This is a genomic window from Novosphingobium sp. 1529, assembly GCF_040544855.1.
In the GTDB taxonomy this organism is placed as follows: domain Bacteria; phylum Pseudomonadota; class Alphaproteobacteria; order Sphingomonadales; family Sphingomonadaceae; genus Novosphingobium; species Novosphingobium capsulatum.
Genome location: NZ_JBEPKW010000001.1, coordinates 246767 through 266203 on the forward strand (window position 1 = coordinate 246767; position 19437 = coordinate 266203).

The 19437-nt window shown below is 66.8% G+C and carries 17 protein-coding genes and 2 tRNA genes; 3 read left to right on the forward strand and 16 right to left on the reverse strand.

Features of this window, described 5'->3' with window-relative positions:
- Positions 1–27 precede the first annotated feature (27 nt).
- Complete coding sequence (gene rpmB, locus ABIC78_RS01135; protein ID WP_022676718.1) at positions 28–318, reverse strand: 50S ribosomal protein L28; 291 nt, start codon at positions 316–318, stop codon at positions 28–30.
- Positions 319–450: 132 nt separating this feature from the next.
- On the opposite strand from rpmB, the gene ABIC78_RS01140 reads away from it, so the two are divergent.
- The gene (locus ABIC78_RS01140; protein ID WP_211183233.1) at positions 451–909 is read left to right on the forward strand and encodes a nucleoside deaminase; all 459 of its coding nucleotides are present in this window, start codon (positions 451–453) and stop codon (positions 907–909) included.
- Here the strand turns inward: ABIC78_RS01140 and ABIC78_RS01145 are convergent, their stop codons facing one another.
- The 11 genes from ABIC78_RS01145 to ABIC78_RS01195 all read right to left on the reverse strand — a co-directional run bounded on the left by ABIC78_RS01145 (position 910) and on the right by ABIC78_RS01195 (position 12077).
- The gene (locus ABIC78_RS01145) at positions 910–2229 is read right to left on the reverse strand and encodes a family 1 glycosylhydrolase (RefSeq protein ID WP_354487347.1); all 1320 of its coding nucleotides are present in this window, start codon (positions 2227–2229) and stop codon (positions 910–912) included.
- Positions 2230–2257: 28 nt separating this feature from the next.
- The gene (locus ABIC78_RS01150; RefSeq protein WP_354487349.1) at positions 2258–3118 is read right to left on the reverse strand and encodes an alpha/beta hydrolase; all 861 of its coding nucleotides are present in this window, start codon (positions 3116–3118) and stop codon (positions 2258–2260) included.
- A gap of 81 nt (positions 3119–3199) precedes the next feature.
- Positions 3200–5473, reverse strand: coding sequence for a TonB-dependent receptor (locus tag ABIC78_RS01155; protein WP_354487351.1), 2274 nt, complete (start codon positions 5471–5473; stop codon positions 3200–3202).
- Between the two features lie 89 nt (positions 5474–5562).
- Positions 5563–6396 carry a fumarylacetoacetate hydrolase family protein gene (locus tag ABIC78_RS01160; RefSeq protein ID WP_354487353.1) on the reverse strand — a complete coding sequence of 278 codons (834 nt, stop codon included), beginning with the start codon at positions 6394–6396 and terminating at the stop codon, positions 5563–5565.
- Positions 6397–6431: 35 nt separating this feature from the next.
- Positions 6432–7325 (reverse strand): VOC family protein, encoded by an 894-nt coding sequence (locus ABIC78_RS01165; RefSeq protein WP_168351982.1) that lies wholly within the window; start codon positions 7323–7325, stop codon positions 6432–6434.
- On the reverse strand, positions 7322–7756 hold the full coding sequence (locus ABIC78_RS01170; RefSeq protein WP_354488100.1) for a GlcG/HbpS family heme-binding protein: 435 nt from the start codon (positions 7754–7756) through the stop codon (positions 7322–7324). Before ABIC78_RS01170 ends, ABIC78_RS01165 begins: the two co-directional genes overlap by 4 nt.
- Positions 7756–9282, reverse strand: a complete 1527-nt coding sequence (locus ABIC78_RS01175) for a bifunctional 3-(3-hydroxy-phenyl)propionate/3-hydroxycinnamic acid hydroxylase (protein WP_354487355.1) — start codon at positions 9280–9282, stop codon at positions 7756–7758. Before ABIC78_RS01175 ends, ABIC78_RS01170 begins: the two co-directional genes overlap by 1 nt.
- Complete coding sequence (locus tag ABIC78_RS01180; protein WP_354487357.1) at positions 9283–10515, reverse strand: amidohydrolase family protein; 1233 nt, start codon at positions 10513–10515, stop codon at positions 9283–9285.
- 103 nt (positions 10516–10618) lie between these two features.
- Positions 10619–11536 carry a LysR family transcriptional regulator gene (locus ABIC78_RS01185; RefSeq protein ID WP_168351979.1) on the reverse strand — a complete coding sequence of 306 codons (918 nt, stop codon included), beginning with the start codon at positions 11534–11536 and terminating at the stop codon, positions 10619–10621.
- A gap of 345 nt (positions 11537–11881) precedes the next feature.
- A tRNA-Gly gene (locus ABIC78_RS01190) sits at positions 11882–11956 on the reverse strand.
- A 46-nt stretch (positions 11957–12002) separates the two neighbouring features.
- Positions 12003–12077 (reverse strand) — tRNA-Gly (locus ABIC78_RS01195).
- Positions 12078–12361: 284 nt separating this feature from the next.
- Here ABIC78_RS01195 and ABIC78_RS01200 point away from each other — a divergent pair.
- The gene (locus tag ABIC78_RS01200; protein WP_084390773.1) at positions 12362–13279 is read left to right on the forward strand and encodes a tetratricopeptide repeat protein; all 918 of its coding nucleotides are present in this window, start codon (positions 12362–12364) and stop codon (positions 13277–13279) included.
- 5 nt (positions 13280–13284) lie between these two features.
- Positions 13285–13911 (forward strand): LON peptidase substrate-binding domain-containing protein, encoded by a 627-nt coding sequence (locus ABIC78_RS01205; protein WP_028657962.1) that lies wholly within the window; start codon positions 13285–13287, stop codon positions 13909–13911.
- Between the two features lie 84 nt (positions 13912–13995).
- Here the strand turns inward: ABIC78_RS01205 and thrS are convergent, their stop codons facing one another.
- The 4 genes from thrS to pdxH form a co-directional block, all read right to left on the reverse strand.
- The gene (thrS, locus tag ABIC78_RS01210) at positions 13996–15987 is read right to left on the reverse strand and encodes a threonine--tRNA ligase (protein WP_062783435.1); all 1992 of its coding nucleotides are present in this window, start codon (positions 15985–15987) and stop codon (positions 13996–13998) included.
- Positions 15988–16217: 230 nt separating this feature from the next.
- The gene (locus tag ABIC78_RS01215) at positions 16218–17513 is read right to left on the reverse strand and encodes an ArnT family glycosyltransferase (protein WP_354487360.1); all 1296 of its coding nucleotides are present in this window, start codon (positions 17511–17513) and stop codon (positions 16218–16220) included.
- 168 nt (positions 17514–17681) lie between these two features.
- Positions 17682–18692: a cation diffusion facilitator family transporter gene (locus ABIC78_RS01220; protein ID WP_171797179.1), complete on the reverse strand. Its 1011-nt coding sequence runs from the start codon at positions 18690–18692 to the stop codon at positions 17682–17684.
- Between the two features lie 9 nt (positions 18693–18701).
- Positions 18702–19352, reverse strand: coding sequence for a pyridoxamine 5'-phosphate oxidase (gene pdxH, locus ABIC78_RS01225; protein WP_022676702.1), 651 nt, complete (start codon positions 19350–19352; stop codon positions 18702–18704).
- Positions 19353–19437: the final 85 nt, after the last annotated feature.

The window sequence follows — 19437 nt, forward strand, 5'->3', positions numbered from 1 at the left end:
TTGTAGGCATCAGCGTGCCGCAGCCGTTCAGGCGGCGGTGGCGACAGCCTTGACCAGTTCACGCTTGACCTTCAGGGCGCGCGTGCTGAGCTTGGTGTTGTCCTGCTTGAGCAGCCAGTTGTCGAGACCGCCGTTGTGCTCCACCGAGCGCAGGCCGTGCGTCGAGACGCGGAACTTGAAGCTGCGATCGAGCTTCTCCGACATCAGGGTGACGTTCTGCAGGTTGGGGAGGAACACGCGCTTGGTCTTGTTGTTGGCGTGGCTCACGTTGTGACCGATCTGGCGGCCCTTACCGGTCAGTTCGCAAATGCGCGACATGGCTAAAAACTCGCTTCGTGTTCTGATGATCTATCTGGAAGGTGGCGCCATGATCGAATCAACCGGGGAAGTCAAGGATTCGCTTGCCCGAATGCCTTGCTGCCTGCCGATTCTGTGTTACCGGCAGGAGAGATGACCCGCTGGCCCCTGCCCGAACCGATGAAACTGGCGCTGCAACAGGCGCATGACGCCGCTGCTGCGGGCGAAGTGCCGATCGGCGCGGTGATCGTCAAGGGGGGGCAGGTGATTGCCGCTGCGCACAATCGGCCGCGTGCGCTGTGCGATCCCACCGCCCACGCCGAAGTGCTGGCGATTCGCGCCGCTGCCGCTGCCCTGGGCCAGGAACGGCTGGAGGGGTGCGACCTGTGGGTCACGCTGGAACCCTGCCCGATGTGTGCCGGGGCGATTGCCCACGCCCGGCTGGCGCGGGTCTATTACGCCGCGCCCGATCCCAAGGGCGGCGCGGTGGAGCACGGTGGGCGCCTGTTCGACCAGCCCACCTGCCTCCACCGCCCCGAAGTCTATGCCGGCCTGGGCGAAGCGGAAAGCGCCGCGCTGCTGCGCGACTTCTTCCGCGCCCGCCGGGGGTGATCAGACCCGGTTGGCGCGGGCGATCGCGCCCAGCACGGCGGCACTGGGCTTGGCCGTGCGGGCAAACGTGACCGGGTCATAGCTGGCCAGGCCGAACTTGGGCTTGTAGCCAAAGACCCATTCGAAATTGTCGATCAGGCTCCAGTGGCAATAGCCCAGCACCGGCACGCCATCGTCGATCGCGGCCTTCAAGTGGGTGAGCGCGGCCGGGATGAAGGCGGCGCGGATGGTATCGTCATCGGTGCCCACGCCATGTTCCGATACCAGGATCGGCACGCCGGTGGCCTGGTGGGCATAGCGAACCGCGCCCGCCAGGGACGGCGCCCAGACTTCGCTGCCTGACCAGTTGCGTACCGCATCGGCCGGTGCCGGCAGGCGGCCCTGCGGCCCCCACAGCGCGCGTTCATAGTTCTGCACGCCCAGGAAATCGTCGGCCTTGGCCACGTCGAGCCATGTGCCGTACATCTCGTGGCGCTTGGCATCGCGCAGCGAGCCCTTGCCCACCGCCTGATCGTCCATCATCGCCAGCGAAAGCCCCACCGGCAGGCGCGGCGCGGCAGCCTTGATCGCTGCCTTGCCCGCCTTGTGCGCGGCCAGCAGGCCAGCCTGCAGATCGGGCAGATCGGCCAGGCCGGCCACATTGGCGCAGAGGAAGCGCGGCACGCCCAGCCGCTTGGCCGCGGTTTCCAGCGTCAGCTTCTGGATCGCCCACAGTTCTGGCGGCACATTGGCATTTTGCAGCAGCAACAGGATATTGGGCTCGTTGAAAGTGATCGCGGCATGGATGCGATCGCCAAAGTGGCGCGTGGCCTTGTCGGCAAAGCGGGCAAACAGCGCAGCGCTTTCCGGGTTGGCCCAGCCGCCCTGCGCGGAAAACCAACGTGGCGCGGTAAAGTGGCTGAACGTGACGACCGGCGCCAGGCCACGGGCGCGGCAGCCATCGATCACGCGGGCATAGTGATCGAGCATCGCCTGCGAAAACAGGCCCTTTTCCGGCTCGATCCGCGCCCATTCGATGCCAAAGCGATAGGTATTGAGGCCGATCGCCTTGGCCAGGTCGAGATCCTGTTCCCACAGCAGGAAACTGTTGGCGGCATCGCCCGATGGCGCGGCAAAGACCGTGGGCTGCTGGTTTTCCAGAAACCACAGGTCGCTGCTGGTATTGTTCCCTTCGATCTGGTGCGGCGCAGTGGATGCGCCCCACAGGAAGCCCTGGGGAAACTGCGACGAAACGGCGGCCTTGGCGGCCTTGGCCAGGGCGGGCGTGGCACTCGCGGCCAGCGCGGCGCCGGCCGCGAGCATGGTACGGCGATCGAGCATGGAACTGCCTTTCAGGTAGATCGAAATGTCAGGCGCAGATGGCGTGCACGAAGGCGATGATCTCATCCGCCAGGCGGCGGTCTGACGTGCCCAGGTGCATGGCCATGGAATAGTGATTGTGGCCCGAGGCGATGTATCCACGCGGCATGGTGCCGTGGCGCGCCAGCCGATCGGCCATCAGGCCCAGGAACTCTGCCTGGAAGCGCGGCGGATCGAATTCGGCAATCGCTACCAGCAGCGGCAGCGTGGTTGCGGCCATCGCCTCGCGCGGGGCACGCCCGGCATAGTCCTGCGCGTTGCCGTAATAGAGCTGGTCGCGTTCATCGAGCGGGGTATGGCCATAGAGGCCCGACAGCAGCACCGCGCCGCGCGCCGCCAGATCGGGACGCAGGCGGATCGCGCCGGCCACATGCACGGCGCCGGCAGACGTGCCGACCAGCACGATGCGCTGCGGATCGCCGCCATGATCGGCGACATGGGCCACCAGCCAGTAGAGCGCGGCCAGCACATCTTGCGATCCGGCGGGCCATATATGATCGGGCGCCAGGCGATAGTTGATCACGGCGCCGATCATACCGGCCTGCGCCGCCATCCGGCCCACCGCAGCGTTGGGCCAGGTTTCTGCCCCGCTGCCACCCTTGTCACCGCGCAGGAAGCCGCCGCCATGCACGAAGACCAGCACCGGCTTGGGCGCATCGCCGGGCGTGCCATAAAGATCGAGCCGGTGGCGTTCGTGCGGGCCATAGGCGAGGTCCACCGCTGCAGCCGGAACCGCTTGGGTCAGCGCCGCCTGCTCGGCATCGAACAGGGCGCGCACCTGGCCTAGCAGATCGGGCGTCAGCGTGGTGCCCATGGCGGCGATTGCGGCGCGGGTGGCGTCAAACGGCATCGATGCTTTCCTTCAAGGGAGCGGATCGCCTGAGAACGTGTTGGCCGCCCCCATCGTGAGACAGGGGCGGCGGGTATCGGATCAGAACTTGCCGTCGAGCGACAGCCCAACCGTGCGGAACGACTGCGGGCCATAGATGGCGCCGATGTTGGCCGCACCGCCATAGGGGAAGCTCGACTGATAGAGCGAGGGTTCGTTCACGTTGAACAGGTTGCGGGCAAATACGGCCAGGGTGAAGCGCTCATCGGCCGTGCGCACGCCGATGCGGCCACCCACCGTCCAGTGCGGACGGAACGTGGTATCGGCCACCGAATTGGCTTCATAGCGGATGCGCGATTTCCACACCGCGTCGGCCGCGAGGAAGCCCTTGAGGTTTTCGCCCAGGTCATGGGCATATTCACCCGAGACGGTGAACTTGTACTTCGGCGCATAAGCCAGCTGGGTATTGCCGATATCGCTGCCATCGGTGCCGAGGAAGCCCTTGGGATAGGTGGCCTTGGCATAGATGAACCCGGTGTTGAGCGAGAGATTGCGCGTCACCTTGCCGAACAGGTTGATTTCCGCCCCGCGCGACTTGACCCCGTTGATGTTGGTCTGCACGCACGAGATCACCGCGTTCTGGTCGACCGTGCACTGCTGCGCCTGGAAGTTCTCGATCTTCTGGTAGAACAGGTTGGCATCGAGCACCCAGCTGCGCAGCAGCGTGGTCTTGAAGCCCACTTCGTACGAGGTCGGCACTTCGGGCAGGACGACATAGGGCGCTGCGCCCGACGGCGTGGCGATCTGGCCACCCTTGAAGCCGCGTGCCACGGTGGCATAGGCCATCGTGCGCGGATCGACGTCATACTGCAGGCCACCCTTCCACGAAACCTTGCCGACGTGCAGGCGGGTAAAGCTGTCCAGCGCCGTGCCGGCCGCGTTCTGCATGCCGAGCGAGAGCACATCATCAGTATAGCGGCCGCCCGCGATCAGGCGCAGCTTGTCGCCGGCGTGGATCGTCATCTGCCCGAACGCGGCGATCGATTCGTCGACCACGCGATAGGCGTTCACCGTGCTGGAGAAGGCCGGGATGTAGACGCCCGGTGCCGGGTGGATGGCGACCGACACGGTTTCGGGCGTGCGCGTCATCACCTGGCGCGAATAGAACCCGCCCAACGTGTATTCCACGGTCTGGTTGGCCGGCGACGACAGTCGCACTTCCTGGGTGAACAGGTCGATCGGGCGATCGACCGGCGAATTGTGCACCTGCAGTTCCAGCGGATCGGCGCGGAACACGTTGGATGCCGCGCCATAGCCCTTTTCATGGGTACTGCGGTAGGCGGTGATCGAGGTGAGCGTGAAGGGCGCGAACTGGTAATCCAGCTGGAGCGAGGCGCCGCCGGTCTTGATGCGGTCGGTGTACTGCTCGCTGGTGCAATAGTTGCGGTTGCCTTCGCCCGCCGTCACGCCGCAGCTTGCCAGGTTGGCGGTGACGTTGTCGGGGATCGGGAAGGGCGTGGGCAGCGGCAGGATGCCAGCGCCGCTGGTCTTCACGAATGTGAAGAAGTTGCCGCCGTTGGTGGTGCGGGTGTCGGTATAGTCACCGATCAGGTTGACCGTCAGCTTGTCGGTCGGCTCCCACAGCAGGCGCGCGCGGCCGCCCATGGTTTCGTTCTTGTCATACTGGCCGGTGGTCACGTTGTAGTCCGGCCCCTGGCGCATGTTGCCATAGGCGGCCACGCGGATCGCGGCATTGCTGGCGATCGGCACGTTGGCCACGCCCTGCAGGATCTGGTTGCCAGACTTGGAACCGGCAAAGCCGGCGGCAGAAAGCTCGCTGCGCACGCGCACCGATACCTTGTCGAATTCGGGCTTGTTGGTGGTGATGTTGATCACGCCGGCCGAGGTGGTGAGGCCGAATAGCGTGCCCTGCGGGCCCTTGAGCACTTCGATCCGGGCCACGTCGAACAGATCGGAAATGTTGGCGTTGCCCTGGCTGACCTGGTCAACCACCACGCCCACCGATGCCACCGCGCCGGCCGAGAAGGTCTGCGTGCCGATGCCGCGGATCGCGCCGCCGCCGCCGGTGTTCTGGCCGGGTGCCGACTGGATTTCCAGGCTTGGGGCGATGCGGTTGAGATCGTTGACGGTGTTGACCTGCTGCCGCTCCAGCTGGCCAGCATCGGCCACGGTGATCGAGATCGGAACTTCCGTCACCTTTTCCACGCGGCGCTGCGCAGTCACCACGATGGCGGCGTCGGGGCCGTTGTCGACAGCCTGCGGCGCGGCGGCCGGGGCTGATTGCGCCAGGGCTGGCGTGGCCAGGACGGAAAGCGAAAGACCGGCAAGCAGCGCGGTGCGGGTGTGGCAGATCATGATGGTTCTCTCCCCAAAAATCGTGCGTTTATCGGTCCGCGCCCGCCGTTATGCGGGCGCGGTGGGCTGGATTGGAATGAAACGGCGAGTCAGATTTCGTCGATGACCGGGTTGGTCAGCGTGCCGATCACGCCGATGGAAATTTCGCAGACATCGCCGGCCTTCATGTAGAGCGGCGGCTTGCGCTTATCGCCCACACCGCCCGGCGTGCCGGTGACGATCACGTCACCAGGGGCGAGCGGGGTGAAGGTGCTGCAATATTCGATCACGAACGGGATATCCCAGATCATGTCGCTGATCGGCTGGTCCTGGACCAGTTCGCCATTGAGACGCGTCTGCACGCGCTGGCTGCCAAGGTCCGCCACTTCATCGGGCAGGACCAGCGCCGGGCCGAACGCGCCGGTGGCCGGATAGTTCTTGCCCGGGGTGAACTGGATATTGTGGCGCTGCCAATCGCGCGCCGAACCGTCGTTGAAGATGGAGAAACCGGCGACATGGGCCATGGCATCGGCGCGGGCGATGCGGCGTCCGCCCTTGCCGATCACCACCGCCAGTTCGCCTTCATAGTCGAACCGTTCGGTCTCGCGCGGGCGCACCAGCGGCTCGTCAGCGGCGATCAGGGTATCGGCCCAGCGGGTAAAGATCGCCGGAAATTCCTTCTGCTCGCGCCCGGTCTCGGCCACGTGCGTGGCATAGTTGAGGCCGACGCACAGGATCTTGCCGGGATTGGGCACGACCGGCAGCAGGCGCACATCGGCCAGGGCAAACTGGCCCGTGGCAGGCAGCGCAGCCAGACCCTGGTCGGCCACGTCCTTGAGAAAGGCGGCGCTGCCAGCCGTGCCGAGGTCGTGCACGGTATCGCCATCGAGACGGCCAAAGCTGGGCAGGCCATCTGGGCGGCGGAAGCTGATGAGACGGGTCATGGGATCGAAAACTCCGAAAAACGAAAGCGGGGCGTTCAGGCCTGGGCGGGATCGGCCGGCTGCCAGGCGCGGCGAAAGCGGAAGCGCTCTTCGGCCTGGCGCAAGCCGTCGAAATCCTTGTCGGAAATGCCCCACTGGTCGATGCGGTTTGGCGGCCAGGTCCAGTCTTCGGGACTACCCGCCTGATAATCCTCGGGCACCTTTTCGACGGCAGTGGAATATTCGATCACCGGGCCGAACGGCGCGATGTAATAGGCATAGACATTGGCACCCGGCCCATGGCGGCCCGGCCCCCAGGCCGGGGCAAAGCCGTGGTCGCGCATGCGGCCGATGCCGCGCATCACCGCGTCGAGGTCTTCCATCTCGAACGCGATGTGGTTGAGGCTGGAAAAGCCGGCACGCGCAAAGGCGGTCGAATGGTGGCTGTCGTTGCAGCGCACGAAGACCATGCCCTTGGTGCGGTCCGACACGCGAAAGCCCAGCACGTCTTCCACGGCATGGCCCGACGCTTCGGCATCGGCGGAATTGAACACGATGTGCGTCAGCTTGACCGGCAGGTCGCGCCCGGTGATCGGTTCCACCTCGGTCGTGTTGACCAGAAAGCGCAGCAGCTCGCCCTCGGGCAGTTCCACGATCACGCCTTCGCCTGCGCCCGGATCGGCCGAAACCGTATCGATCAGCGGCCAGCCGCGCGCGGCGGCACGGCTGCGGATGTCGGCAAGCTCGGCCGCGGTGCAGACAAACGTAGTGGACCGCACGAATTCCGCGTCGGCCTTTTCGAAGGCAACGAGGTAGGGATAGGAGCCGGAGCCGCGCAGGTAATGGGTATCGCCGCGCACCTCGCCAGGCGCCATGCCCCAGATATCGAGCATGAAGCGGGCCGCGGCGGCCGGATCGGGCAGCGCCAGTTCGATACTGCGCAGTTTCATCGGGTTTGCTCCTGGTTGAAGCCGGCGGCGTGCAGGCCGGCAGTCACGCATTCCTCGTCGCAATCGCCGGTATCGCCACTGGCGCCCACCGATCCCAGCACCAGACCCTGCGGACCACGCACCAGCACACCGCCGGGCGAAAAGGCCATGTCGCCCCCCAGCGCCACGGCCACGCTTTGAAAGAATACCGGGTTGCCCTTGGCACGCTCGGCCAGGATGCGCGTATCGGCGCCCATGCCCAGCGCGCCCTTGGCCTTGGCCCGGGCAATCTCCAGCCGGGCAAAGGTGGCGCCGTCTTCGCGGGCAAAGGCGATGGGATGGCCGCCGGCATCGAGTACGATCACCGCCAGCGGCTGGGCCGCGCGGGCGCGGGCGCTGGCCAGCGCGGCGGCGATCACGGCCTGGGCCGCGGTCAGATCGAGTGTGGTCATCATGCGGTCTCCAGGGCCAGGCCCAGCGCGCGGGCGCGGGCCTCGATCAGGTCGATGGCGGTGCCACTGGCCGTGCCGAACACACAGTGATCGGGGCGCAGCAGCACGGCATCGACGCCGTGATCATCGAGCCAGGCGGTGACCGCGCCGGCATCGTCAAGCGACGCGGCCACCGTGCGCGTGACGCGGGGAGAGGATCCCGTCACGCTGTCATCCCGCACGAACAGACGCCAACCCTGGCCAACCGCGTCATCCAGCTTGCGCCCATCGGCCAGGATCGGCTGGATGAAGCGGATGCCGGCGCCGGCCGTGCCGGCCAGCACGATACCGGCGGAAATCGCGGGGATCAGGTCGTGCGCGGTTTCGCCCGCCTTTTGCGCGGCGGCGGTACGGATGTCGGCATCGCGCGCGGCCGCCTTGGCCGGATCCAGTTCGCAGATATAGCGGCCGGCCGCCACGGCCGCGCCGATCACCCCGCGTACGTGGGGATCGCGTTCGGGCTGATAGCTGGCCAGGATCGCGGGATCGGCACCATGGTTGACGATCGCGTCCATCTTCCACGCCAGATTGGCCACATCGCGCAGGCCATGGCACATGCCCTGGCCAAAGAACGGCGGCGTCTGGTGCGCGGCATCACCTGCCAGGAACACGTTGCCGGCCTGCCAGCGCTCGGCCACCAGGCCATGAAAGCGATAGGTGGCGGCGCGCACGATGGTGTGCGGCACGTCCTTCATCCACGCGCCGACCAGCGCGCCAACCTGTTCGGGCTGCATCATTGCCTGGTCGTCTTCGCCGGGCAGCAGCATGAATTCCCAGCGGCGGTGGTTGCCGCGGCCGGGCACCACCGTGGCGGGGCGCGCCGGATCGCACATCATCACCGACAGGCGCTGCAGATCGGCATCGGCCGGCACCCCGCTGATCGCCGGGAACGTGACCGGGCCTTCGACCTCGGCATCGACGACGAGCCAGGGCTCCTCGAACTGAAGATCATCCAGCGCGATGCGCAGCGCCTTGCGCACCGGGCTGCGCGCGCCATCGGCGGCGATGACCCAGCGCGCAGTCAGCGCCTGCGGGGCGCCATCGGTTTCGAACTGCACGGTCACGCTGTCATCGTGCTGGTCCAGCGCGGTGAACGTGGCGCCCAGGCGCAGTGTGATCGCGCCGTTTTCGGCAAAGGCGGCGCGCAGGTGCGCTTCCAGTTCGGGCTGATAGAAGAAATAGTCGTTGGACCAGCCAAACGGCTTGGGCTTGCCCACCGTGCCCATGTAGCGGATCACGCCGTGATCGGCGCCCACGTGCAGGTGGCCATCGGTGGCGACCATGTCGGGCAGCACCCGATCGATCACCCCGGCGGTCTGGAACAGGCGCATCATCTCGTGGTCGAGATGCACCGCGCGCGGCAGCGGATAGTGGTCCAGTTCCTTTTCCAGAACCACCACGCGCAGCCCCGCGCGGCCCAGCAGGTTGGCCGCGAGTGCCCCCACCGGTCCGCAGCCGATCACCGCCACATCGCAACGCTCGGTCATTTACGCGGCCTCGGCAGCGGCGGGCGCCTTGTACACGGCGCCGCCCTTCATGATCATGGCCAGGCGGGCGGCGTCCTGCATGATCGCCACGTCCTGCGTGGGATCGCCATCGACCAGCAGCAGATCGGCCAGAAAGCCTTCGCGCACCTCGCCCACGGCCAGGCCCATCAGCTCACCACCCAGACGCGTGGCTGCCACCAGCGCCTCGGCCGGGGTATAGCCATAGTATTCCACGAAATGCGCCAGATCGCGGGCATTGCGGCCGTTGGGATTGAACGGGAAGCCATAGTCCCCGCCGATCAGCACCTTGACCCCTGCCGCCTTGAGCGCGGGCACCAGGGCCCGTTCACGCTCCAGCCGCTCGGCAGCGCTGGCTTTCATCGCGCTCATGTCGATATGCGGGGGCGGGCTGGCTTCCAGCGCACCCACCGAAACACCCGGACCCGGGGCATAGAACGTGGTGTCCTTGGCCGCGATCATGCGCGCCACGGCTGCGTCATCGGCGTAAGAGGCGTGATAGATCACCCGCGCCCCGGCATCGAGCGCCAGGCCGATCGCCTCGGGATAATAGGCATGGGCTGCGATCCACAGGCCGGCTTCGCGGCAGGCCTCGCCAGCGGCGACCATTTCCGCTTCGGTATAGAGCACGTGTTGCGCGGTGCCCGGCTTGAGCGCGTCTTCGCCCGACACCACCAGCTTGATCGACTTGACGCCTTGGTCAGCGCAATAGGCCACGAAGGCGCGCATCGCGTCGGGGCCGCGGCCGTTGAACACGTTGCCGGTGTCGACGCCTTCGTCGCCTTCGGGGCTGCGCTCGATGGTGGAGGGCACATAGCGCGGGCCAGGGGTTTCCCCCGCGGCGATGGCCGCGGCCAGTTCCGGCTCGATCCCGTCGACCAGCGCGCCGGCCGAATAGAGGCTGGTAAAGCCCTGGTCGAGCAGCACGCGCGCGTTGCGCCAGGCTGCCACTTTCAGTTCCTCGGGCGGCAGGATGAACTGGTGATAGATCTTCTCGATCGAGGAGCCCCAGGTCAGATGGGTATGCGCGTCGACCATGCCGGGCATCAGCGTGCGGCCAGCGCCCTCGATCCGCTGGTCATGGGCTGCGCCATCCAGCGCATCGGCACCTTGGGCCACGTGGGCGATGTGTTCGCCATCCACCAGCACGCTGCCGGCATAAGGAGCGCTGCCACTCCCATCGAAAATCCTGACATCGCGGATAAGGGTCCGCATCGCTTGCTCTCCCGCGCTGGCCTGGCTCCGGGGTGGCCTGGGCACGCTGGACGCCTATGTGCGCGCGATGCCTATCGGTGGAAAATACTATCTCTCTATCCTGCTATAGCTCAGGACTATACTTGGATGCCATTACGTCGAGCAGGGCCTGGGCGGCGATGGAAGGTTGCTCACCCTGGCGCAGGCGCACGCCGATGCTGCGCTGGAACGCTGCCTCGCGAATCTCGATGCCACGTAGCACCCCGATCGACAGCTCTGAAGCGGCCACTTGGCGCGGCAGCACGGTGATGCGGTCGCTCATCCGCACGATCGCCTTGGTGGTCAGCAGCGAATCGCAGCGCACCACGTTGGCGGGTACTGGCGCCTGCGCGGCGATGAACAGGGCATCGACCTGGCGGCGGAACGCGCCTTGTGCCTCCGGCAGCACCCAGGGCAGGCCGGCCACCTCGCGCAGCGACACGGCCGAGGGCAGGGCGTCGTGGCGTCGCCCGACGATCAGGGCAAAGGGATCACGGGCAAAGGTGCGCTCGGCAATGTCGGGTGGCGGGGCCTCCATCTCGGTGGTGACGAAGGCCAGATCGATCTGGCGCTGGCGCAATAGGTCGATCAGCACGCCGTCAGGCCGTTCCACCACGCTCAGCGCGCAAGGGCCGATGCGCGCTTCCAGCCGGCCGATCACGAAGGGCAGCAGGCTGACCAGCGCGCCGGGCGTGCCGCCGATGCGCAAGGGGCCAGCCAGCCCGCGCGACAGATTGTCCAGTTCCTCCTGTGCGCCGATCAGCACATGGTGCATCGCCTCGGCCCGCTCGGCCAGCAGGGCACCTTGCGCGGTGGGGCGCACCCCCGTCTGGCGGCGTTCGAACAATTGCACCCCCAGCCGCGCTTCCAACTGGGCGATGGCGGCCGATACCGACGGCTGGGCAATGTTGAGCACGCGCGCCGCTGCCGAGATCGAGCCTTCGCGGCATACCGTGCGAAATGTGAGCAAGGCACGCGGATCGATGCTGGGGCGCTTGTCCATAGCGCCAAGCTATGGGCGCGATCGCCTGGACCGGCAAGAGGTGCCTCAAAGGCAGCGGGACCCCGGGTCAAGCCCGGGGTGACGAATAAGTGGTGGGTGGCGCTGGGTTAGGACATTCCAGCACATCGTCACCCCGGGCTCGACCCGGGGTCCCGCTTGATGGCCGGCGCGGGAACCGCGACCAAAGCGCGGCGGCCAATGCTGTGGTGGAAAAGGCAAACTGGAGCAGGCGAAGGGATTCGAACCCCGCCCGAAGCGCTGTTGCGCGTAGGGCCAACAAGAAGACTCGAGGGTTCCCCGAAATCTTGGGCCATCGCTGTTGGAATATGCCACGCATGGGCAAACTGGAGCGGGCGAAGGGATTCGAACCCTCGACCCCAACCTTGGCAAGGTTGTGCTCTACCCCTGAGCTACGCCCGCTCGGCGTTTGCGCGGGCCGGAAGCCGGCCGTGCAGGTCTTGAAAACTGGAGCGGGCGAAGGGATTCGAACCCTCGACCCCAACCTTGGCAAGGTTGTGCTCTACCCCTGAGCTACGCCCGCTCTGGCGTTTTCAGTGGGGGGCCGCAAGGGCCATCCCGCTGGGGTGAGGCGGGCCAATAACGGGGGATTGGGGGCGGCGCAACAGCAAAGTTGCATTTTTCCAGACAAACCCGGCGCGCCCTGTGGATGCAGCTGTGGATGGCGATGCTACACTGGCTGGCCTTGGTGCAGATTCGCAGCTCTTGCTGCACTGCCCCTTGCCGAACCGCCAGGCTTTCCCACATGGTGACCGCAGCAGTGCCCGCGCGGCGCTGCACCGGACCGCATGGAAGTGGAGACGCATAGTGGCAAGCCTGGGCCTCAACCTCGACGAACAGAAGGCGGTGGACCGCTTCCGCAAGACTGTCGTCGAACCTTCGATGACCAAGCTCGTCATCCTCGATTTCTGGGCGGAATGGTGCGGCCCGTGCAAAGCGCTCACCCCGGTGCTGGAAAAGGTGGCGGCCGAATATGCCGACAAGGGGGTGGTGCTGGCCAAGGTCAATGTCGATGAAGAGCAGTTCATCGCGGCCCAGTTCCAGGTGCGCTCGATCCCCACGGTCTATGCCATGTTCCAGGGGCAGCCGGTGGCCGACCTTACCCAGGCGCGCGGCGAATCGCAGCTCAAGCAGTATCTCGACCAGATCCTGGCGCAGCTGCCGGTGCAGCCCGGCGCCCTGGGCGAGGAAGCGCCGCAGGACGTGACGCCGCTTTTGGCGATGGGCGAGGAAATCCTGGGCGAAGGTGATGGTGAGCGTGCCGCCAGCGTGTTTGCCCAGATCGTGGAAATCGCGCCCGACAATGCCGCGGCCCACGCCGGCCTGATCCGCGCCCTGCTGCTCGCCGGGCACAAGGACGAAGCCGTGCAGGTGCTCGAATCGCTCGATCCCGCGCTGGCGGCCGATCATGCGCTGGACCAGGCCCGCGCGGCCTTGGCCCTGGCCGAAGACGCGCCCGAGGAAGGCGAACTGGCCACCCTGCGTGCCGCCGTGGCCGCCGCGCCTGATGACATGGACGCGCGACTGGCGCTGGCCAATGGCCTGTTTGCCGCTGGTGACCGCGATGGCGCGGCCGATACGCTGCTGGCCATGGTGGCGGCCGATCGCGCCTGGAACGATGGCGCCGCGCGCGCCCGCCTGCTGCAGATCTTCGAGGCGATCGGCCTGGAAGACCCGTGGGTGGCACGCACCCGCCGCAAGCTGTCCACCGTGCTGTTCGGGTGATGGCGATGGGCGGCGCGATCGGCACGGTCAGGCTTTCGATCTTCCCGCTGTCGGGCGCGCTGCTCTTTCCCGGCCTGCAACTGCCGCTGCACATCTTCGAGCCGCGCTATCGCGCCATGGTGTCTGATGCCCTGGCGCGTGATCGCCGCATCGCCATGATCCAGCCCCAGTCGGCGAACGATGGCGCGCCGCTGTTTCAGGTGGGCTGCGTGGGCAAGATCGAGGATGTCGAGGCGCTGGAAGACGGACGCTACAACATCGTCCTCTCGGGCATCGCGCGCTTTCGCGTGCTGCGCGAACTCGATGCCAAAACCCCGTTCCGCCAGGTGGAGGCCGAACTCCTCAGCGATGACCTGGGCGAAGCGCTGAGCGCGGTGGAGCGCGCCGGCTTCGAGCGCGAGGCGCGCACGTTTGCCGATGCCCAGGGCTATGCCGTGGATTGGGATTCGGTGGCGCGGCTGGATGACCAGTCGCTGATCAACGGCGTGTCGCAGATCGCCCCGTTCGACGTGGCGGCCAAGCAGGCCCTGCTCGAAGCGCCAAACCTGGCGACGCGGTGCGAACTGCTGATCCAGCTGATGCAGTTCTTTGGCCGCCGCGATTCCGATGATGGCGCGGTAACCCTGCAATAAGGCTCTGGCCATGCCCATGAAAAAGGGCGCGCCGGCCAAGCCGACGCGCCCTTTTTCCGTTATGTTTGGTGCCTGGCTGGCGCGTCAGCCGCGCAGGTCGGGCGCCAGGGCATCCTGCTTGATCAGGGCGATGGCCTCGGCCAGCGGCAAGACCTGCTGTGCCTGTTCGCCCAGGCGGCGGATTGCCACGGTGCCTTCCTCGGCCTCGCGCTTGCCCACCACCAGCAGGTACGGCACCTTTTGCAGCGAGTGCTCACGCACCTTGTAGTTGATCTTTTCGTTGCGGGTGTCGCTCTCCACGCGGATGCCGGCGGCGCGCAGCGCCTCGGTCGCTTCCACGGCATAACCATCGGCGTCCGACACGATGGTGGCGACCACCGCCTGCGTCGGCGCCAGCCAGGTGGGCAGCTTGCCGGCGAAATGCTCGATCAAGATGCCGATGAAGCGTTCATACGAACCGAAGATCGCGCGGTGCAGCATGACCGGGCGATGGCGCTCGCCATCTTCGGCGATGTAGCCGGCGTCGAGCCGTTCGGGCAGCACGCGGTCAGACTGGATCGTGCCGACCTGCCAGGTGCGGCCGATCGCGTCGGTCAGGTGCCATTCCAGCTTGGGCGCATAGAACGCGCCTTCACCGGGTAGTTCTTCCCAGCCATATTCGGGCGTGGCGAGGCCGGCGGTGGCGACCGCATCGCGCAGTTCGGCCTCGGCCTTGTCCCACATCTCTTCGCTGCCAAAGCGCTTTTCCGGGCGCAGGGCGAGCTTGATCGAATAAGTAAAGCCGAAGTCCTTGTAGATGCGGTCGGCCAGTTCGCAGAACGCACGCACTTCGTCCACGATCTGGTCTTCGCGGCAGAAGATATGCGCGTCGTCCTGGGTGAACTGGCGCACGCGCATCAGCCCGTGCAGCGCGCCATGCGGCTCGTTGCGGTGGCAGCAGCCGTTTTCATAAAGGCGCAGCGGCAGCTCGCGATAGGACTTGAGGCCCTGGCGGAAGATCAGCACGTGCGCCGGGCAGTTCATCGGCTTGAGGGCCATCCAGTCGGCCTCGCCGCTGATCACCGGGCCCTCATCGTCGGTGTTGGGCACCTCGTCGGGGATCACGAACATGTTTTCGCGATATTTGCCCCAGTGGCCGGACTGTTCCCACTGGCGCGCGTCCATCACCTGCGGGGTCTTGACCTCGCGATAGCCGGCACCGTCGATCGCGCGGCGCATATAGGCTTCCAGCTCGCGCCAGATGCGATAGCCCTTGGGGTGCCAGAACACCGAGCCGTGCGCTTCGGCCTGAAGGTGGAACAGGTCCATCTCCGCGCCCAGCTTGCGGTGGTCGCGCTTGGCGGCTTCCTCCAGGCGATGCAGATGCGCATCAAGCTGCTTCTTGTTGAGCCAGCCGGTGCCATAGATGCGGCTGAGCATCGCGTTCTTCTGGTCGCCGCGCCAATAGGCGCCCGAAACCCGCGTCAGCTTGAAAGCATTGGGATCGAGCTTGCCGGTGGAGGCCAGGTGCGGGCCACGGCACATATCGAGCCAGTCGTTGCCAGACCAGTAGACCGTCAGTTCCTCGCCCTCAGGCAGTTCGGCGGCCCATTGCGCCTTGAACGTTTCGCCCTGCTCGGTCCAGCGGGCGATCAGGTCTGCGCGGCTCCAGGCCTCGCGGCGCAGCGGCTTGTCGGCGGCGATGATCTTGCGCATCTGCGCCTCGATCGCCGGCAGGTCTTCCTCGGTGAACGGGCGGACCGGCGCGAAATCGTAATAGAACCCATCGTCCGTGGCCGGGCCGAAGGTGATCTGGGTGCCGGGGAACAGCGCCTGCACCGCTTCAGCCAGGACGTGGGCATAGTCGTGCCGCACCAGTTCCAGCGCGTCGGCCTCGTCGCGCGCGGTGACCAGTGCCAGCTGTGCGTCGCCTTCGAACGGGCGGGTGATGTCGAACAGCTCGCCGTTCACGCGCGCACCGATCGCGGCCTTGGCCAGGCCGGGGCCGATCGCGGCGGCAATATCGGCCGGCGTGGTGCCCGGCGCCACTTCGCGCAGCGAGCCATCGGGCAGGGTGATCTTGAGCAGGTCTGACATCGGATCTCTCTTACGGGATATGGCGCGGGCCATGGCACAAGTGCCGCGGCGGAAAAAGGGGCGGCATCTGGGGTTTCGCGTGATCCGGGAGGAAGATGCCATTCCGCCCGAACCGGGGCGGTGGCTTCGCGCGGGCGCCGGTCAGGCGCGCAGGCGATTCCACCCCCGGCAAGCCGGGGTGGTGGTAGTGAGCGTGCAAAGGCAAACCGCCGGGTGCATGGCCAGCGCCTTTAGCGCAGCGCGGCGGCTCTGTCACGCGCCAGCAGCAGGCGCGCGATCAGCCAGGCGGCCATGATGCACACGAACGGCATCGCCGGATAGTGAAAGCGCGATTGCCCGGAAAAGACCACGGCGATCAGGCTGGGATAGGCGGCAATGCCATAGGGCAGCAGCCACCAGTCGACCAGGCCAAGGCCGGCGCGGCGGCGGGCGCGGATCATCACCGGAAAAGCCGCCACGAACAGCGCGAGCAGCGCCCAGTACCAGGCCTGGTTGGCCAGGCGCAGCGCCAAGAAAGCGTGCGGCGCAGCGGCAAAGGCCCAGGAGCCGGTTTCATAGGCCCACTGCCCTTCGCCATCCGGGCCCCACAGGCGCACGAACTTGGCCGGCATCAGCGCGATGAAGCGCGCCGGGTGGGCCTTGATCCAGGCCATGCCCAGTGCCTTGGCCTGCGCATCATAGGCCAGTTCCGACAGGTCGGTACGGGCGTCGAGCGCCTTGACCACCGCGTCATCGGGGGTGAACGTGCCGCGCGCGCTATCGTTGTTGCCGGTCAGCAGGGTGATGCCGCCGTTGGTGGAAACAAACACCCAGGCGCCCAGCGCGCGATGGTTGCGCACGGTCCATGGCGTGATCACCAGCAGGGCGGCGGCGCCGATCACCAGGCCCTGGCCGACAATGCCGGGCAGCCGCTGCCGCAAGGCCGGCGCGCGCAGCCAGGCGATACCCAGCAGCAGCGGCGCCAGGATCAGGCTTTGTGCCTTGACCAGCGTGGCGAGGCCCAGCACCATACCCGCGAGGATCGTCCAGCCCCACCCGCTGCGCGCCACCACGATCCAGCACAGCGCCAGCAGCAGCGTGGTATAGAACACCTCGGTCAGCGCCAGCGGCACATAGAGCACGGCGTTGGGATAGACCGCCCAGAGCAGCAGCGCGATGCGCCCCGCCGCCTCGCTGCCACCCAGCCGCCGCCCGAGATCGAGCGTGAACCAGCCCGCTGCCGCCGAGAGCGCCAAATTGAATAGGCCGACCGCCCAGATCGACGGGCCGGAGATGCGCAAGACCAGGCTGAGCGCCAGCGGCCAGCCCGGCGGCCAATAGGCGGTGGGCGCGCCATGATCGCCCAGATAGCCACGGCCCTGCGCCAGCATCGCCGCGCGCGAAAAATACCAGGCGGCGTCCGATGTCGGCTCCACCGCCGCCAGAATCGCCAATGCGCGCAAGCCCAGCGCCAGCGCAAACAGCACGATCACCGTGCGGCGCCCCTCCGCCAGCCAAGCCCAAGCCCGATGCAATGTCTGCCCCATGCCAAGCGCCATACCACGGCATGGTTAAAGAAAAGCCCCCTCCTCTTCAGAGGAGGGGGTTGGGGGTGGTGCGAGGAACAGGGCAAACATTTGATTTTACGAAAAATACCGTGCCAGATTTCCACCACCCCCCGGCCCCCTCCTCTGAAGAGGAGGGGGAGAAGCGCGTCATCCCTCGGTTGGCCCACCTTGAACCGCCAGGGCGGGGCTTTCGCCGTTGGGACCGGGCGCCAGCAGATCAGTTGCACCCAGACCCGCTTCATCGACGTGGCCTTCGGGATCGGGATGGATCAGCACTTCCACGCCGGGGAATTCGGCCATCAGCTGCGCCTCGATCTCGTCCATCACGCGGTGGGCCTGGGCCACGGTCATCGTGCCATCGACCCAGACGTGGAACTGCACGAAATCGCGGTTGCCGCTGGTGCGGGTGCGTAGGTCGTGCAGGCCCTTGAGCTCGGGATGCTGGGCAACCACTTCGAGAAAGCGCTCGCGCTTTTCGATCGGCCATTCGTGGTCCATCAGCTGATCGACGGCCTCTTGCGAGGCGTTCCAGGCACCCCACGCCAGCCAGAGCGCGATGCCAAAGGCAAAGACCGCGTCGGTGCCGGCAAGATGCAGGTAATGCTCGATCACCAGCGCGGCGATCACCGCCAGGTTGAGCAGCAGGTCTGACTTGTAGTGTACGTTGTCGGTGCTGATCGCCAGGCTGCCGGTGCGCGCGATGACCATGCGCTGGTAGGCGAGCAGGGCGATCGTTGCGCCCATCGCGATCACCGAGACGACGATGCCCGATTCGGCCTCGATCGCCGGGGCGCCGGCCAGGAACTGCGTCACCGCGCGCCACGCGAGGCCGAGCGCCGAAAACGAGATCAGGATGACCTGGAACAGCGCCGCCAGTGCCTCGGCCTTGCCATGGCCGAAGCGGTGGTTGTGATCGTCGGGCATGGCCGCGATCCACACGCCCAGCAGCGTGGCCAGGCTCGCCACCAGATCGAGCGCGGTATCGGCCAGGCTGCCCAGCATGGCGAGCGAGCCCGATTGCACCACCGCCCAGCCCTTGAGCCCGAGCAGCAGGAGCGCCACCGCACTGCTGGCCATGGCCGCGCGGCGATTGAGGTCTGCGTGGGTGGCGGTGGCGGGGCCAGGGGTAGGGGCAGGGGCGGGGGCAGTCTGGGTCATCCCGCCCCTTTACGGATAAAGCAGGTTGCTGGTCCAGCCGCCGTTTCCATCGGCCACGAAGCGGCGGCGTTCGTGCAGGCGATAATCGCGGTCCTGCCAGAACTCGATGGCGCGCGGCTCTACCCGATAGCCCGACCAGTGCGCCGGACGGGGCACGTTCCCGTCGGGATATTGCGCCCGCAAGGCGGCCACGCGATCGAGATAGACCTGGCGCGAGGGCAGCACGCGCGACTGGTCCGACGCGGCCGAGCCCAGGCGCGATTCGGGATGGCGGCTGGCGAAATAGGCATCGGCGGCCTGCGGGCTCACTTCCACCACCGGCCCTTCAATGCGCACCTGGCGGCGCAGGCTTTTCCAGTGGAACAGCAGTGCGACCTGGCGATTGGCGGCCAGTTCGCCACCCTTGCGGCTGTGGAAATTGGTATAGAACACAAAGCCGCCGGCCCCGCCGAAGGCTGGTCCCAGATCGGCGCCATGGCCCTTGAGCAGCACCATGCGCAGCGATGGCGCGCCGTCGGGCGTGGCCGTGGCCAGGGCCATGGCATTGGGATCGTTGGGTTCGCTGGCCTTGGCGGCGGCGAACCAGTCTTCGAAGATGGCAAAGGGATCGCCGTGGGGAATGGCGTCCTGGCCCGGTTCAAAGGCGGTCTGTTCGGTCACGGGCAATGGTCCTGTCTGCGGCATCGGAGGCGGGCAGTATGGAAGCCATGCATCCATTCCCGCGATGACTTGGGTCAATGCCGTG